The following is a 14,651-nucleotide window of genomic DNA, read 5'->3' on the forward strand; positions in this document are numbered from 1 at the left end:
CTCAGGCCTCCTCGCTGTTCGCGGTGGGCTGGCCGCGGCGAACGTATTGCTCGAGGCGGCGGAACAGCGCCGTCGAGCTCAATGTCATGATCAAATAGAGTACTCCTGCGGCGGAGTAGAACAGGAAGTGCGAGCGGGTGCTGGAGGCGGCCTGCTGGATGGTGAAGAACAGCTCGCTGTAGCCGATGACACTGATCAGGGCGGTATCCTTGATCAGGATCAGCCACAGGTTGGACATCCCTGGCAGGGCGTTGGGCAGCAGCGCCGGAAGGGTGATGCGATGGAAGCGCGCCCAGGGCGAGAAGCCGAAGGCGTCAGCGGCCTCCAGTTGACCACGAGGGATCGCGAGGATGGCGCCACGAAACACTTCCGTCATATAGGCACCCTGGACGAAAGCCAGAACTCCCACGGCGGTGAGAAAGCCATTGATAGTGACCGCGCCACTGAAGCCCAGACTGTTGGCCAGGGCGGTCAGTGCCTGGGAGCCTGCGTAGTAGAGCAGGATGATCAGCAGCAGTTCGGGCACCGCGCGGACCGCGGTGGAGTACAGCGTGCCCAGGCCGCGCAGGGGAGCCCAGGGACTCAATCGGCAGGCAGCGCCGAGCAGCCCGAGCAGCAGCCCGATGGCATAGGCCAGTAGGGCGATCTCCAGCGTGGTCAGGGCGCCGGAGAGAATCGGGCCTGCCCAGTCGGCAAGGCCCTCTTGAGAAACACTATTCATGTCAGTCCGTGATGAAGCGCTGGGAGAGAAATCACGCAATGGCGGCACAAGGCCGCCACCCCGCCTTATTCGTCGCTGATGCAGACATCAGTACCGAAGTACCGCTCGGAGAGTGACGAGCAGGTGCCGTTGGCATTGATCTCAGCGATGGCGGCGTTGAGGGCCTCGATCAGCTCGTCGTCTTCCTTGCGCAGGCCGATACCGACACCTTCGCCATAGGCGTCATGGTGAGGGGCGGTGGCCTTGATCTCGAAACCAGCGGCTTCGTCGCGTTCGACGAACTCACGCATGGCAATCTCGTCGGCGAGGATCAGGTCCAGACGTCCGGCCAGTAGGTCGCGATTGACCTGTTCGGCCTGGTCATACAGGCGCACGTCGACGCCACTGTCGCGTAGTGCTCGACGAGCAAAGGTGGCATTGGTGGTGGCGCTCTGTACGCCGATCACCTTGCCATCGAGTCCGGCGGGGATCTCGTCGCTGAAGTCGGAGGCAGCGACATAGGCGCCGGGCGTGAAGTAATAGGGCGAACTGAAGTCGATCACTCGCTGGCGGGCCTCGGTGATCGACATCGAATTCATGATCATGTCGATACGTCCGGACTGGAGTGACGGGATGATGCCGCTCCAGCCGGTGGGGGTTATCTCGCACTCACGCTGCATGGCGTCACACAGAGCCTCGGCCAGTTCTACCTCGAAGCCGGTCCAGGCTCCGTCGGACGAGGTATAGGTGAAGGGCGGATAGGGTTCGGCCGAAATGCCGATACGCAGTGGCTCCTCGGCCAGTGCAGAGGACATACCGATACCGGTCAGGGTGGTGGTCAGGATGGTCACGGTCAGAAGATGGAGTTTCATCAGAGGCTCCTGGTTATTATTAACATGGCAATCAAATAGCTCATCCTGATCGATTTGATTTTCGTCCGCACCACACTGGCGCAGATGCGCGGATCTGCTGGTGTGATGCGGTCTCGCGTCGGCCTGATGGCCGACGGCGACACATCCCTGTGCCGCCATTAACCCAACATAAAAATATGCCGGGTTAATATCGGGATACGTCTTGTTCGGGATATGTCTTGTTCCAGGGGGGCATCGTTCAGGCCGAATCGCGGCCCGGTCCATGCCCATCAAGCCGCCGGGGCGATAAAGCGTCGACAGCGCTCGTTGTTGCTGTCGAAGACCTGCTTCGGCGTGCCGGCAGCACCGATGACGCCCTCATCGAGAAAGATCAATTGATCGGAAACCTCCCGAGCGAACGCCATTTCGTGGGTCACCATCAGCATGGTGCGACCCTCATCGGCGAGATCCCGGATCACCCCAAGTACTTCGTTGACGCGTTCCGGATCCAGCGCAGAGGTAGGTTCATCGAACAGCAATACCCTGGGCTCCATGGCCAGCGCCCGAGCGATGGCAACGCGCTGCTGTTGTCCACCGGAGAGAAAGGCCGGGTAGCTGTCGGCGCGCTCGGCCATGCCGACGCGCTCCAGATAGTGGAGAGCGATCTGGTTGGCCTGATGTCTGGCCATGCCCTTGACGCGGACGGGAGGCTCGCTGACGTTGCCCAGCACTGTCAGGTGTGGCCAGAGATTGAACTGTTGAAAGACCATGGTGGCGCTGGCGCGGAGTCGCTGAATTCGGGCCCGACTGAGAGCGCTGCTGGCGTCCCCGACGGTGTCGCCGAAGGAGACACGCTCACCGGCAATCGCCAGCTCCCCCTGATCGGGACGTTCCAGCAGGTTCATGCAGCGCAGCAGGGTGCTCTTGCCGGAGCCACTGGCGCCAATGATGGTAGTCACCGTACCTTCGTCGACAGTGAAGGAAACATCACGCAGCACGGTGAGTTGGTCGTAGTGCTTGACGAGGTGGCGCGCCTCGACTGCTGGCGTCGGACGCGTATCCTGGGAGTGGGGAATAGCGGTCGGCGATGAATTCATAGGCACTCGGAGTTGGTGGAAAGACATGCCTCGGCACACTGGCGCAGGCGCAGACTGGCCTGCTTCAGGGACTCGGGCGATTGGGTCAGGCTGAGGCGAACAAAACCGGCCGCCGAGGGACCGAAGGCCTCTCCCGACAGTACCGAGACGCCATGTTCGTCGAGCAGGCGGTCGGCAAACTCTCCGGAACTGAGACCGGTACGGCGGATGTCGACCATCACGAACATGCCGGCAGCAGGCGGGACTGCCGATACGGCATCGCTGCCGGTCAGGGCCTCACAGATGGCGTCGCGGCGCTGGCGATAGGCATCGCGCATCTGCTCCAACTCGCGGTGGTCGCCACTCAGAGCGGCAATGCCGGCATCCTGAATGAAGTCGGGGCAGCCATACAGCATGCACAGGGCAAGGTTGCTGAGGTGGTTGATCAGCGCGGGTGGCCCCATCACCCAGCCCAGCCGCCAACCGGTCATGGCATGGGACTTCGACAGGCTGCTGATGACCACGGTGCGGTCCTCTATCCCGGTCAGCGATGCCGCGCAGGTATGGCTGACCTCGAACACCAGATCGGAATAGACTTCGTCGGAGATCAGCCACAGATCGTGGGCTCGGCACAACTCGGCAATGGCGAGCCATTGGTCGGGCTCGATGCAACTACCGGTGGGGTTGTGCGGGCTGTTGAGCAGAATAGCGCGAGTGTTTGGCGTGATGGCGGCGGCGATATCGCCGACATCAAGCTGGAAGCCCCGGTCTGCCTGCAGCGCAACTCTCACCAGTTGGGCACCGGTGGATTGGATGACAGCTTCGTAGGTAACGTAGCTGGGCTCCGGCACTATGACTTCATCACCGGGGTCCAGCAGGCACTGCGCCGTCGCGTAGAGACCGCACTGAGCACCGGCGAGCACGATCAACTGGTCGGGAGAGGCCGTGACGCCGTACTTGCGATAATGGTTGACGATGGCTTCACGCAGGGCCACCTTGCCCTGGACATCGGCGTAGTGGGTATTACCGGCATAGAGACTGTCGCGGGCGGCATCCATGATCCGAGTCGGCGTAGTGAAATCCGGGTCACCCACCGACAGTACGGTGATGTCCTCACCAGCCTGCTGCCTCGCCAGGGCTCGGTAATGAATGTTCCAGGCGGCAGCGCCTTCACCGGCTATCCTCGCCGTCAGTTGTGATACTTTCATGTGTTCCTCTTTTCCACGGGTAGCGTGTTCGCCGACACCGTTGATGCCTGCCAGCGGGCGGCATCGACTTCGATGATCAGCACGCTGTCACTGTCCTTCACTTGTTCGAGGGCATCTGCCAATTCCGCCGGACTGCCAATACCGAGATACCGGCATTCAAAGCTCTCGGCCAGGGCAGCGAAATCCGGTGCCTTGAGATTGACACCGACATGGGCGACCCCATCGGCACTCATGTAGCGGCGAATCTCATCGTAGCCGTCGTTATTCCAGATCAGCAGGGCCAAGGGACGTGCCAGGTCGCGTGCCGTGCCCAGCTCTCCCAGCACGAACTGCAGGCCGCCGTCGCCGACCATCGCTACAACGGGGAGTTGCGGCCGGGCGATACTGGCGCCAAGAGCTGCAGGCAGGGCGTAGCCCAGGGTGCCAAAGCCGGTGGCGGCATTGAACCAGCGCCGAGGCGCAGGGCGACGCGCGATCATGTTACCGGCGTAGACTGGACCAGTGGAGTCGCCGACGATGATGGCCTCGGGCAGCACCTCGTCAAGAGTGGCAAACAGCGGCACATACTGGGCCAGATCGGCATCCCGTTCCAGCGCCATGGCTTCGCGGGTGGCCTGGGTGCGCAGTCGACCATCGCGCTGATGCTCGGTGATGACTTCGCTCAGGGCTGTGGCGGCGAGCCCCGCGTCCGAGACGATGGCGAGGTCGGCAGCCTGGTTGCGCGCGAGCTGCCGAGCGTCGATGTCGACGCGAATCAGCTTGCCGGGGAGCGAGAAGCCATCGTCGAACACCAGGTCGTAGTCCGTTTCACCGAGCTCGGTGCCCAGTGCCAGCACTACATCGGCCTCTCTGGCCAACTCGCGACAGGGTGGCAGGCTGGCGTTGGCGCCAAGATCCAGCGGGTGGTCATGGCCGAGAACGCCGCGTGCATTGATCGTCGTCAGCGTCGGCGCATCGAGACGCTCGACCAGTTGGCGAACCGCCTCCGGCGCAGCGACGGCGCCACCTCCAATCAGTACCAGCGGGCGATGTGCTTCGTTCAGCCATCGCTGAGCCTGATCAATGGCCGCCGGAGCGGGCCCGGGGGGATGGAATCGGGCCACCCTTGGGACCGTCGATGAGTGCATCTCCGCCACCATCACATCCAGAGGGATTTCGATATGCACCGGGCCGGGGCGCCCGCCACGCAACACGGCAAAGGCCTGAGCCATGACTTCCGGCAGATTGTCGGCATCAAGCAGGGTATGGCTGAAGCGACAGACGCCCGCCAGGGTCTGTTGCTGGCTCGGTATCTCATGCAGGTGGCCGTGGCCCAGACCCAACTGATGGCGAGCATTGACGCTGGAGATCACCAGCATGGGGACGGAGTCGGCCAGCGCCTGCCCCATGGCCGTAGCAATGTTGGTCATGCCCGGGCCGGTGATGATGAAACACACCGCGGATTTGCCGCTGGCACGAGCATAACCATCGGCCATGAATCCGGCACCCTGTTCGTGGCGCGGCGTGTAGTGGTGCAGGGAACTGTCGTGCAGTTCGCGGTACAGCTCGATGGTATGGACACCGGGAATGCCGAAGGCGGTGTCGACGCCATAGGCTTCGAGCAGTTGAATCAGATGCTGCGCACAGGTGGTCAAACCCGGGACTCCTCGCTGTTGGATGGGGCAGGGCAGGTGTCCTCGACACTGGGCAGTCCGCCGAAGGGGGCACGGCTCAACACACGCTCGACCATGGGAATGAAGGTTGCCAGGGGCAGGGTGTCGTAGTCCGGGTCGAAGCTGGTCTGGTCCCACTCGTCGCAGAATCGCACGGTGCGCTGATAGGCGGGGTGATCGCACCAGGCGTCACGTGCATGGCGGTCCTGACCGTAGAACTGCCGATAGTGATAGCCCTGGAAGAGCTCGTGATGGCGAATCATCCAGGCATTGAGAGGATCGACGAAGGGCTCGAGGATTGCCGCGGCAATCTCGGCATGGTTGGCCGGGGCCAGGTCATCGCCGATGTCATGCAGCAGCGCACAGACCACGGTTTCCTCGTCGGCATCGGCACGCATTGCGCGTGTGGCGGTCTGCAGGCTGTGCTCATAGCGATCGACCGGATAGCCGTGATGATCCCCGCGCAGGCGCTCGAGGTGAACCAGTACACGGCGACAGGCATCGGCCTGATAGTGATGAAAGTGGCGATCGATAATGACCCAGTCGTTGTGGCGGCTTTCATCGAAGCGGCGAAACTGTGCCTGGTCGAGAGATGCAGTCGGTTTGCTCATCGGGTCTCCCTCTTATGGGTCGGTCGATGGAGCTCCGAGCTTCGGGATGTCGGAGCGAGGTGCTCGCGCAACCAGTGATGTCGACTCTGGGTACTGTCGCGATCCACATAGCCCTGACGCAGGTGACGAACACCACCGGCCAGTTGAAAGGCGGTTCGGCCGTGCAACAGGCGATAGTTGTCCATGATCAGCATCTGGCCGGGATCCAGCTTGAGCTTGAGGGTCAGCTCGTCGCTTGAGATCAGGCGATAGAAGGCCTGGCGGGCCGCATAGTATTCGCGCAGCTGGTCGCTGGGCAGCAGGGCGACCCTTTCGGTGCGGTTGGAGTAGCGCACGCGCCTCACCGTGTCGGCGCCGTCGGTCTCGATCAGCGGCCCTTCGCTGGCCAGCCGAGTACTGTCGTCCTGGTAGCGAAAATCGGGGCGCACCCGTGTCAGGCAGTCAAAGGCCTGGGGTTGCTGTTCGCGTAGTCGCCGAGCCGCTTCGAAGCCGTCGACCAGGGTGCTGTCTCCACCTTCGGCAGCGTTGGTCAGGCAGTGCAGCCAGATATAACCGGGAATGGGATCACGGTAGGGGTTATCGGTATGGGGCTCGAGACCGCGCTGGGTCATGGTCAGGTCGTAGGCATTGGCCACTGAGCGCACATCGGCTATACCGCCCCAGTTGGTGTGGCGCAGGGGACCGATACGGTCGATCAGCGTCTGCATGCCATCGGCCTCGCAAGGTACACCATCCACGCGCACGAAACCGTATTGATGGATGGCCTCGAGCATCGCCAGTAGTGCCTGGTCGTCGTCCACCGCTGAGGTGAAGTCGGCGCGGGGAAGTGTGTCCAGTTGTGCATCCCACAGGGTGATGCACAGCTCGGAGGTCGGGCGCTCGGCCTGACAGAGATCATCCATCGGAAACCTTGCCAGGTGTCCATCGCTGAACTCCAGGGTCAGCAAATCCTCCTGGCTATCCAGGCGCGTGATGCTGAGGTCCAGGGGCAGTTCGGCGGCTTCGATCAGTCGCTGGCCAGTAGCAGGGTCGAGGGTGTCGGCATCGGGTGCCCGCTCGCGCAGCCATAATGCGTCGAACAGCAGTGGGCCGCTGGGGCCGGGCAGTGATAGCTGGCGGCCGGCGTCGGTCAGGCATGGTGAGGCATGGGAGCTCATCTGGCATTGCTCTCCGCGGTTGGCGCTATTGTTGAACAAGTGATGGTGCCTTCAGTGAGCGCTTTGGCATCACCGGGCAGGATAATGCTGCGGCACGGTCCAGTGCCGGTTGGAACTCGTCAGTACAGGGCTGTTTTGATTGATGTGATACCTGCGTTGACTCTTTTACCTTACTCCCGCTTATGGTCTATTATTTGACGAAATTCGCCATAACCTTGTCGAGATTCGTCGCATGACCGAGGACAGTGCCTATCCCTACCCCAGACCGGATTCTCCACCACTGCTGTCGCCGGAGGACGCAGAGACGACACTCAATGTCTGGCTGGTGCCGAAGTTCTCGATGTTGACGCTGTTCTGCCTGCTGGAGCCGTTGCGTGTGGCCAATCGCTTTGGCCGCAAGCTGTTTGCCTGGCGCCTGTTGTCTGCGGATGGCCAGCCGGTGATCGCCAGCAATGGCGTTCGTATCGATGTCAGCGGCGCCATTGGTGAGCTGGGAACGGAGCCGCCGGGACAGACCTGGCACAGGAACTCGGTGACCCGCCTGATGGTGGTATCTTCCTGGGAAGCAGAGGCCACCGTGACCGCGGAGGATCGTGCGGTACTGCGTCGCCTGGCGGCCCATGGTGCCTGGTTGGGCGGTCTGGATACGGCTCCCTTTATCCTTGCCCGTGCCGGGGTACTCGACGGCTCGCGGGTCGCCATGCATTGGGAAAGCGTACCCGCCTTTCGTCAGGAGTTTCCGTCGATCAAGATCAGTACGGCGCGTTTCGAGTGGCATGGCGACCGGCTGACGGGTGCCGGTGGCGCGGCCAGCATTGATATGATGCTGATGTGGATCGAGCAGCGTTATGGACCTTCGCTGGCCGAGATGGTGGGCCGCCAGATTGTCCATCATCGGTCCATTGATGAGCCTTCGGGAAGGCAGTTGCCGACCGATTCCAGGCTGCCCCGTGCCGTGGTCCGGGCACTGGCGGTAATGGAGGCCAACCTCGCCCAACCCCTCAGCATCCCGGAGTTGTGTCGCCTGGCGGGTCAGTCGCAGCGTCAGTTGACGCGTCACTTCCAGACCTGGTTCAGGGAGACGCCCCGGCAGACCTATCTGGGGATGCGTCTCGATCTGGCACAACGCATCCTTGCTGATAGCCATGTCAGCGTGACCGAAGCGGCCATGGCAGCCGGCTTCGGTCATCTTGCCACCTTCTCGCGTGCCTACCGGCAGCGCTTCGGTGAGCCACCCAGCGTTACGGCGCGGCGGGGGCAGTCGTCACCTGGCTGGTAGTCGTTGAGCTGTCGGCGACCTGGCGTTCCCGCTGGCGACGCTGGAGGATGCGGAAGCGTGAGCGGATCTCGTCACGTTCCAGGTAGCAACCCTGCAACCAGCGATGACCGGTATCACCGGCAAAGGCATCGCGGGCGTGGAGCAGGCGGCGGTTGTCGAAGATCACCAGGTCGCCCGGCGCGTAGCTGAAACGCAGCGCGAAGCGCGGCTGGCGCAGTCGCTCCTGCAATGCCATCAGCGCACGGTAGGCCTCATCTACCTCATTGAAGTGCGTCATCAGCGGGCCACGCAGGAAGTCGGCGATGCGGACCTCATCCAACTGACCCCGATCGTCGAGCACGATCATCGGGGAATGCCAGACGTAGTCGCTATTGCGTGAGGTGTTGGCAAAGCGCCACTGCACACGGGTCAGCGTCGCAAAGGCGACCGGATCTTCCTCGCGTAGCGCCTCGGCAACGGCAAAGCCATCCATCATTACCGCCTGCCCACCGCTGACGCTGTTTTCCAGGCAATGCAGGAACTGCAGGCCGGGGTGATACTCGCGGGTCGGCAGATCCACATGGGGTGGCAGGGCAATGGAGGTGTAGGCGTTGGAGTCGGGATCGGGCTTGGCTCGAACGTCGAACAGGGTGCCGAAGTTGGTGCTGCGAATCGGACCGATGCGCTCGGCGATACGGGCCAGGGTCCCCGGTTCGGTAGGCAGGTTGCGCAGGCGCACCAGACCACGGCCGAGAATGGCCTGCAGCGCGGGCTCAAGAACGGCAGCCTCATCGATACTGTCCGCCGCGCTATCGAGCAGTCCGCTGGCGTCGAGGGTGACGGGGGACTGATCGCTACCGCCACGCCAGGTGGTGACCGGTACCAGAGGTTGGCGATCATCCTCGGTGTTGTCGTAATCGTGGTAACGAAGCCAGCCGGGGTGAAAGCGCAGTTCAATTCCTTCCGGGAGCATTGTCACGGCGAGGGCACCGGCCTTATCGAGGTAAGCCGAGGCGATTTCCGGCCAGGCCACCAGGCTGGAAAGGTCGAGAATACGTTCACGGGTCGCTGGGTTGATGGTGGTGTCGTCGGCGGCGTTCTCACGCAACCAGATGCTGTGGTAGCGGCTGGTGCGGCCATCGTCCCAATGCAGAGTGATGACACGGGCGTCGTGACTGACATCGACCAACTGGTGGTCAACGGGCCAGGCATCATAGTCAGGTGTGGCCGGCAGTGAGGGATGCACAGTAGCGAGCTCCTCGGCAGATGAATGGGGTGAGTCACATATCATCAGCATGGCCTGGGATGGCGCTGGTTAATGTGCATGATTCGACATGCAGTGTGCACAATTCGACATTCTGTTCCGGTCGGTCGCTGCCCAGTTGCAGCAACATTCATCTGCTGCAGACATCCTGTGATTGGAACGGCGTTGGACCATCGCGGAAAGCGGTAGAGGAAACAGGGATAACGAGGGGAAATGGAGGGTGAGGGCGCCGCAAGCCTCGGAGTATTCAGCAGTCCTCGAGGCTTGCGGCCTGGCGTTACTGGCTGGTGCTTGTCAGGAAGACTGACGAGTGCGCGAAGTTCTGCGCCAGCCCTCCTTGAACAGGGCAACCAGTACCCCCGCGGTCATGATCAGGATGACCACACTCAAGGGTAATGCAGCGGCGATCAATGCCGTCTGTAACGCCTTGAGTCCACCAGCCACCAACAGTACAGCTGCCACCATACCGATGACCAGCCCCCAGAAGATGCGGAATCGCTGAGGCGGCTCGGGGTTACCCAGAGACAGGATGGTGGTCAGCACGAGGGTGCTGGAGTCGGCACTGGTGACGAACCAGCTCATCAGCAGGAACACCATCATCGCCGACAGGACCCAGCCCAGCACGCCGGTTCCAGCAACGCCGTCCGAGGTGGCAAAGAGCGCGGCCGGCAGATTCCAGGCATTGACCAGTTCGATGATCCCGGCGGATCCTGTTCCGCCGGCAGCAGTCAGTTCCTGGTGCAGGGCGGTACCACCGAAGATGGCCAGCCAGACGAAGATGATGAAAGTCGGCACCAACAGCACGCCAAGCACAAACTCACGCAGAGTTCTGCCGCGGGAGATGCGTGCAATGAACAGGCCGATGAACGGTGCCCATGCCAGCCACCAGCCCCAGTAGAAGATGGTCCAGGCCTGTAGCCAGTCGGCTTCGCTCTGTTCCTCCGGATACCACAGCCCCATGGGGATGAACTCGACAATGTAGTCGAGCATGGTCTCGCCGAAGGTCATTACCAGCCACAGGGTTGGCCCACCGATGACGAAGGCGCCGATGACCAGGACCGATACCCAGATATTCAGCTCGGAGATGATCTTGATGCCACGGCTGACACCGGATACGGCGGAAAGAATGGAAATCACGGTAATGATGGCGATCAAGGTCAACTGGGTATCCAACCCCGCACCCGTGCCGATCAGACGTTGCAGGCCGACGGCCATCTGGCTGACGCCGAGACCCAGAGACGTTGCCACGCCGAACACGCAGCCGAGAACGCCGAGGATGTCGACGATATGCCCGATAGGGCCGTAGATGCGATTCCCGATGAAGGGATAGAGCGCTGAGCGTAGCGCCAGGGGGAGGCCCTTGCGGTAGGCAAAGTAGGCCAATGCCATGCCGACGACGACATACACCGCCCAACCGTGCAGTCCCCAGTGGAAGAAGGTGACCCGCAGGGCATCAACGGCACGAGCTTGAGTCATCTCGGCATGGCCTGCCATGTCGGCATGGGGATTGTTGGGATAGCCGAAGGAGCCACTATTGTCGAAATAGAAGGTTGGCTCAGCGACGCCGAAGAACAGGATCCCGATACCGATACCTGCCGAGAACAACATCGAGAACCAGGCAAAACGCGTGAATTCAGGCTTCTCGTCGTCCTTTCCCAGGCGCAGTTTGCCGAACGGAGAAAGCACGATGAAGAAGCAGACGGCAATCAGTACCACCACGGTAATCAGGTAGTAGCCGCCGAAGGTGTTCTCGATCCAGTTGCGCGCGGTGCTGAATACGCTGCTGGATAGCTCGGGGCTGGCGCCGGTGGCGACAACAAAGGCCAGTACCAACAGTGCGGCGGTGATGGTCATGCCCCGATGCATGTTGGCGAACAGACCCTTGGTAGCCAATGGCGATCGAGGAAAGGCGGGATCGGCATTGGGTGAGGGGCGCTGTGGGTCGTGTGAAGTAGCGATAGTCGTTCTCCTCTGGAACCGGGCATCGGGCCGGCGATCCCGTGACGACCTGGTGGTCGCCAGAAACAGGCCCTCGGCCTTGTCGAAGTCGAGGGTGGATGAATCTCTCAAGACTACACAGCCGCAACTCTTGCCGACGGGCGCATTGCGCGTTTCGCAACACAGCAAGCGCCACCAGCGCGTGACAGCACTGGTGGCGAGAAGATTCTGCGGCAGTGAACCTCACGGCATCGACCGTGATGGTAGAAGCGACAGACGTATGGACGTCATGGGACTGCAGTGCATGGCGATGTCCTTGTTGTGGTTGTGGTTACAGGACAGCTGTGGCGCAGTTCTGGTGCGCTGGCATGAGCGCTTGAGTTGTTCTCCCGGGTCAGGCTCGCGTCGTTGTTTGCGGTGTCAGCGTCTTATTCCGATCCGTCTTCCTGCGCTTTCGATGATGTCGGCCGTTGCGGGAGGCAGTTCACCCACTGCTCCTGCAATGTCGGCCGGGAAGGGCGTCGGCCGGCCGCTGGCCACATCGATGCCCATCAACATCTGCTCGCTGGTGGCCAGCACCTGGCCTTCGGCATCGCGCATCTCGAACAGCACATGTAGACGTTTGGCATCGCTGTCGATCAGGTGAAACTCGATGTCCAGCGGTTGCCCCTCGTGGGCCTCGCGGCGGTAGCACAGGTGGGTTTCCAGGGTGTAGATGGTGTACCCGTGGTGCTCGCGACCTGCAGCATCCAGGCCGATGTGATCCATCAGAGCCTCGACCGCCAGCGAGAAGACGCGTGCGTACTCGGCATCGTTCATATGACCGTTGTAGTCCACCCATTCGGGCGCGACCAATGTCTGCATCAGTGCCATCAGATCCGTCCTTCGAGGCCTTCGGCTTCCGGCCAGTACTTCCTGGTCAGACCCAGCAGCTCCACCAGGAAATCGTCACGGCGACGATCGAGTTCGGCGACCGGGCGACCTGCGGCCTGGTATTCACAGCCTTCGACGACCCGGTCAATGAGCTGGTCGGTCAGTTCCGGGGCCTCGAGTTTGGTCCATGGCAGTTTCAGGGCTGGACCGAACTGCTCCAGCATGTGCCGCATACCCTGTTCGCCGCCGGCGAGATGGAAGGTCAGGAAGGTGCCCATCAGCGACCAGCGCAGACCGCAACCGTAGATCACGGCTGCGTCGATCTCCTCGGTGGTGGCAACACCGTCATTGACAAGGTGCAGCGCCTCTCGCCACAGCGCTTCCATCAGACGATCGGCGATATGCCCTTCGATCTCCCGGCGCACCACCAACGGGCGCATGTCGAGGTCGCGATAATACTGCTGGGCCCGTTCCATGTGCTCGCTGGTGGTTGCTTCACCACCGACGAGTTCAACCAGCGGCAGCAGATAGACCGGATTGAAGGGATGGGCGACGATCACGCGTCCGGCCGCCTTGTGGCAGTCACGCTGCAGGTCGCTGGGCTTGAAGCCCGAAGTCGAAGAGCCGATCACCACATCGGCAGCAGCGAGGGCATCCAGTTGAGCGAGGATTTCCTGCTTGAGTTCGAGTCGCTCGGGAACGTTTTCCTGAATCAGGTCGGCGCCCTTGACGGCCTCGTCCATATCGGCAACGAAACGCAACCGTTCACGGCTGGCGCCGTCGGCAAGCCCGAGCTGTTCGAGCGCCGGCCAGGCATTGTCAACGAAGGCGCGGGAGCGTTGTTCGGCATCCGCTGCCGGGTCGAAGGCGACCACGTCCCAGCCATTGGCCAGGCCACGGGCGATCCAGCCGTTGCCGATCACGCCTGTGCCGATAACCGTCAGTTGTGTCATGCGAGGTCTCCTGCAACAGCGTTGGTCACGGGGTCACGCAGTTTCAGCTGCTCACGAGTCTCTGCCGGTGTCATCACCCGAGCGCCGAGGTTTTCGACGATGTTCGCCGCGCGTTCGACCAGTTGGCCGTTGCTGGCCAGAACGCCACGGTCCAGATAAAGGTTGTCTTCGAGGCCAACGCGGGCATGGCCACCGAGCAGCACTGCCTGTGCGACCATCGGCATCTGCATACGGCCGATGCCGAAGGCTGCCCAATTGGCGTTGGTCGGCAGCTTGTTGCGCATGGCGACCATGGTTTCGGTATCTGCTTCGGCGCCCCAGGGAATGCCGAGGCACAATTGGTACAGAGGATCGCCGTCGATCAGCCCTTCCTGCTGGAGCTGGCGGGCGAACCATACATGGCCGAGATCGAAGCATTCCAGTTCCGGCTTGACGCCAGCGGCCTGGACCAGGCGAGCATGCTCACGCAACCAGTCCGCCGGATTGACATAGACCATGTCACCGAAGTTCAGGCTGCCGCAATCCAGAGTGCACAGCTCCGGTAGCAGCTCTGCCACCGGAGCGTGGCGTTCGGCAGGTGTCTGGATATCGGTACCGGGGCCACCACGGGTCGGGTCCTCGAGTGAAGGAATCCAGTCGCCGCCACCGCCTGCAGTGATATTCATGACGATATCGGTACCGGCTTCACGGACCCGCTGCATCACTTCACGGAAATGGTTGAGGTCGTGACTGATACCACCTGTCTCGGGATCACGCACATGAATGTGAGCGACACTGGCACCGGCCTTTGCGGCTTCGATACAGGCATCGGCAATCTGCTTGGGGGTAACCGGGACACCGGAATGCTTGGCGGTGGTATCGCCCGCGCCAGTCACGGCACAGGTCAGGATGACATTGCGATTCATAAGGACTCCTTGGACGCTATGAATGCAGTGTCGCGAAGATTGGCGGAGACAAGTTTGCGTAAACCGACAGGCGGTTTGCAATTCGAGACAGAAGAGGCGAGCAGCGAGCTACGAGTATCCCAGCCCCGAGTAACGAGCTACGAGCACGCTACGCTCGAGTTTGAACCCCGAACCCCGAACCCCGAACCCCGAACCCCGAACCCCG

Annotated in this window: 13 protein-coding genes; 1 reads left to right on the forward strand and 12 read right to left on the reverse strand. The window is 61.9% G+C overall.

What is annotated here, in order from left to right:
- Window position 1 precedes the first annotated feature (1 nt).
- From BUE38_RS15495 to tmpA, 7 genes are all read right to left on the reverse strand, one after another.
- Complete coding sequence (locus BUE38_RS15495) at window positions 2–721, reverse strand: ABC transporter permease (protein WP_073436155.1); 720 nt, start codon at window positions 719–721, stop codon at window positions 2–4.
- 65 nt (window positions 722–786) lie between these two features.
- Window positions 787–1,731: a transporter substrate-binding domain-containing protein gene (locus BUE38_RS15500; protein WP_234987059.1), complete on the reverse strand. Its 945-nt coding sequence runs from the start codon at window positions 1,729–1,731 to the stop codon at window positions 787–789.
- 110 nt (window positions 1,732–1,841) lie between these two features.
- Window positions 1,842–2,648 carry an amino acid ABC transporter ATP-binding protein gene (locus BUE38_RS15505; protein WP_073436157.1) on the reverse strand — a complete coding sequence of 269 codons (807 nt, stop codon included), beginning with the start codon at window positions 2,646–2,648 and terminating at the stop codon, window positions 1,842–1,844.
- Window positions 2,645–3,835: a pyridoxal phosphate-dependent aminotransferase gene (locus tag BUE38_RS15510; RefSeq protein WP_073436158.1), complete on the reverse strand. Its 1,191-nt coding sequence runs from the start codon at window positions 3,833–3,835 to the stop codon at window positions 2,645–2,647. The genes BUE38_RS15505 and BUE38_RS15510 overlap by 4 nt, the downstream gene beginning before the upstream one ends.
- Complete coding sequence (locus tag BUE38_RS15515; protein ID WP_073436159.1) at window positions 3,832–5,469, reverse strand: 5-guanidino-2-oxopentanoate decarboxylase; 1,638 nt, start codon at window positions 5,467–5,469, stop codon at window positions 3,832–3,834. The genes BUE38_RS15510 and BUE38_RS15515 overlap by 4 nt, the downstream gene beginning before the upstream one ends.
- The gene (locus BUE38_RS15520) at window positions 5,466–6,098 is read right to left on the reverse strand and encodes an HD domain-containing protein (RefSeq protein ID WP_073436160.1); all 633 of its coding nucleotides are present in this window, start codon (window positions 6,096–6,098) and stop codon (window positions 5,466–5,468) included. The genes BUE38_RS15515 and BUE38_RS15520 overlap by 4 nt, the downstream gene beginning before the upstream one ends.
- A complete protein-coding gene (gene tmpA / locus BUE38_RS15525; RefSeq protein WP_073436161.1) occupies window positions 6,095–7,255 on the reverse strand; it encodes a 2-trimethylaminoethylphosphonate dioxygenase in 1,161 nt (386 codons plus the stop codon). Before tmpA ends, BUE38_RS15520 begins: the two co-directional genes overlap by 4 nt.
- 232 nt (window positions 7,256–7,487) lie before the next feature.
- On the opposite strand from tmpA, the gene BUE38_RS15530 reads away from it, so the two are divergent.
- The gene (locus tag BUE38_RS15530) at window positions 7,488–8,534 is read left to right on the forward strand and encodes a GlxA family transcriptional regulator (RefSeq protein WP_073436162.1); all 1,047 of its coding nucleotides are present in this window, start codon (window positions 7,488–7,490) and stop codon (window positions 8,532–8,534) included.
- Here the strand turns inward: BUE38_RS15530 and BUE38_RS15535 are convergent.
- The 5 genes from BUE38_RS15535 to BUE38_RS15555 all read right to left on the reverse strand — a co-directional run bounded on the left by BUE38_RS15535 (window position 8,497) and on the right by BUE38_RS15555 (window position 14,446).
- Entirely contained in the window at window positions 8,497–9,804 is a 1,308-nt protein-coding gene (locus tag BUE38_RS15535; protein ID WP_073436327.1) for a TauD/TfdA family dioxygenase, read from the reverse strand. The genes BUE38_RS15530 and BUE38_RS15535 overlap by 38 nt on opposite strands.
- Before the next feature lie 267 nt (window positions 9,805–10,071).
- Window positions 10,072–11,847, reverse strand: a complete 1,776-nt coding sequence (locus BUE38_RS15540; RefSeq protein WP_234987063.1) for a BCCT family transporter — start codon at window positions 11,845–11,847, stop codon at window positions 10,072–10,074.
- A gap of 288 nt (window positions 11,848–12,135) precedes the next feature.
- The gene (locus BUE38_RS15545; protein WP_073436163.1) at window positions 12,136–12,588 is read right to left on the reverse strand and encodes a thioesterase family protein; all 453 of its coding nucleotides are present in this window, start codon (window positions 12,586–12,588) and stop codon (window positions 12,136–12,138) included.
- On the reverse strand, window positions 12,588–13,541 hold the full coding sequence (locus BUE38_RS15550; RefSeq protein ID WP_073436164.1) for an L-carnitine dehydrogenase: 954 nt from the start codon (window positions 13,539–13,541) through the stop codon (window positions 12,588–12,590). The genes BUE38_RS15545 and BUE38_RS15550 overlap by 1 nt, the downstream gene beginning before the upstream one ends.
- Window positions 13,538–14,446 (reverse strand): beta-keto acid cleavage family enzyme, encoded by a 909-nt coding sequence (locus BUE38_RS15555; RefSeq protein ID WP_073436165.1) that lies wholly within the window; start codon window positions 14,444–14,446, stop codon window positions 13,538–13,540. Before BUE38_RS15555 ends, BUE38_RS15550 begins: the two co-directional genes overlap by 4 nt.
- Window positions 14,447–14,651: the final 205 nt, after the last annotated feature.

It is taken from the genome of Halomonas cupida (genome assembly GCF_900142755.1).
GTDB classification, from domain to species: domain Bacteria; phylum Pseudomonadota; class Gammaproteobacteria; order Pseudomonadales; family Halomonadaceae; genus Halomonas; species Halomonas cupida.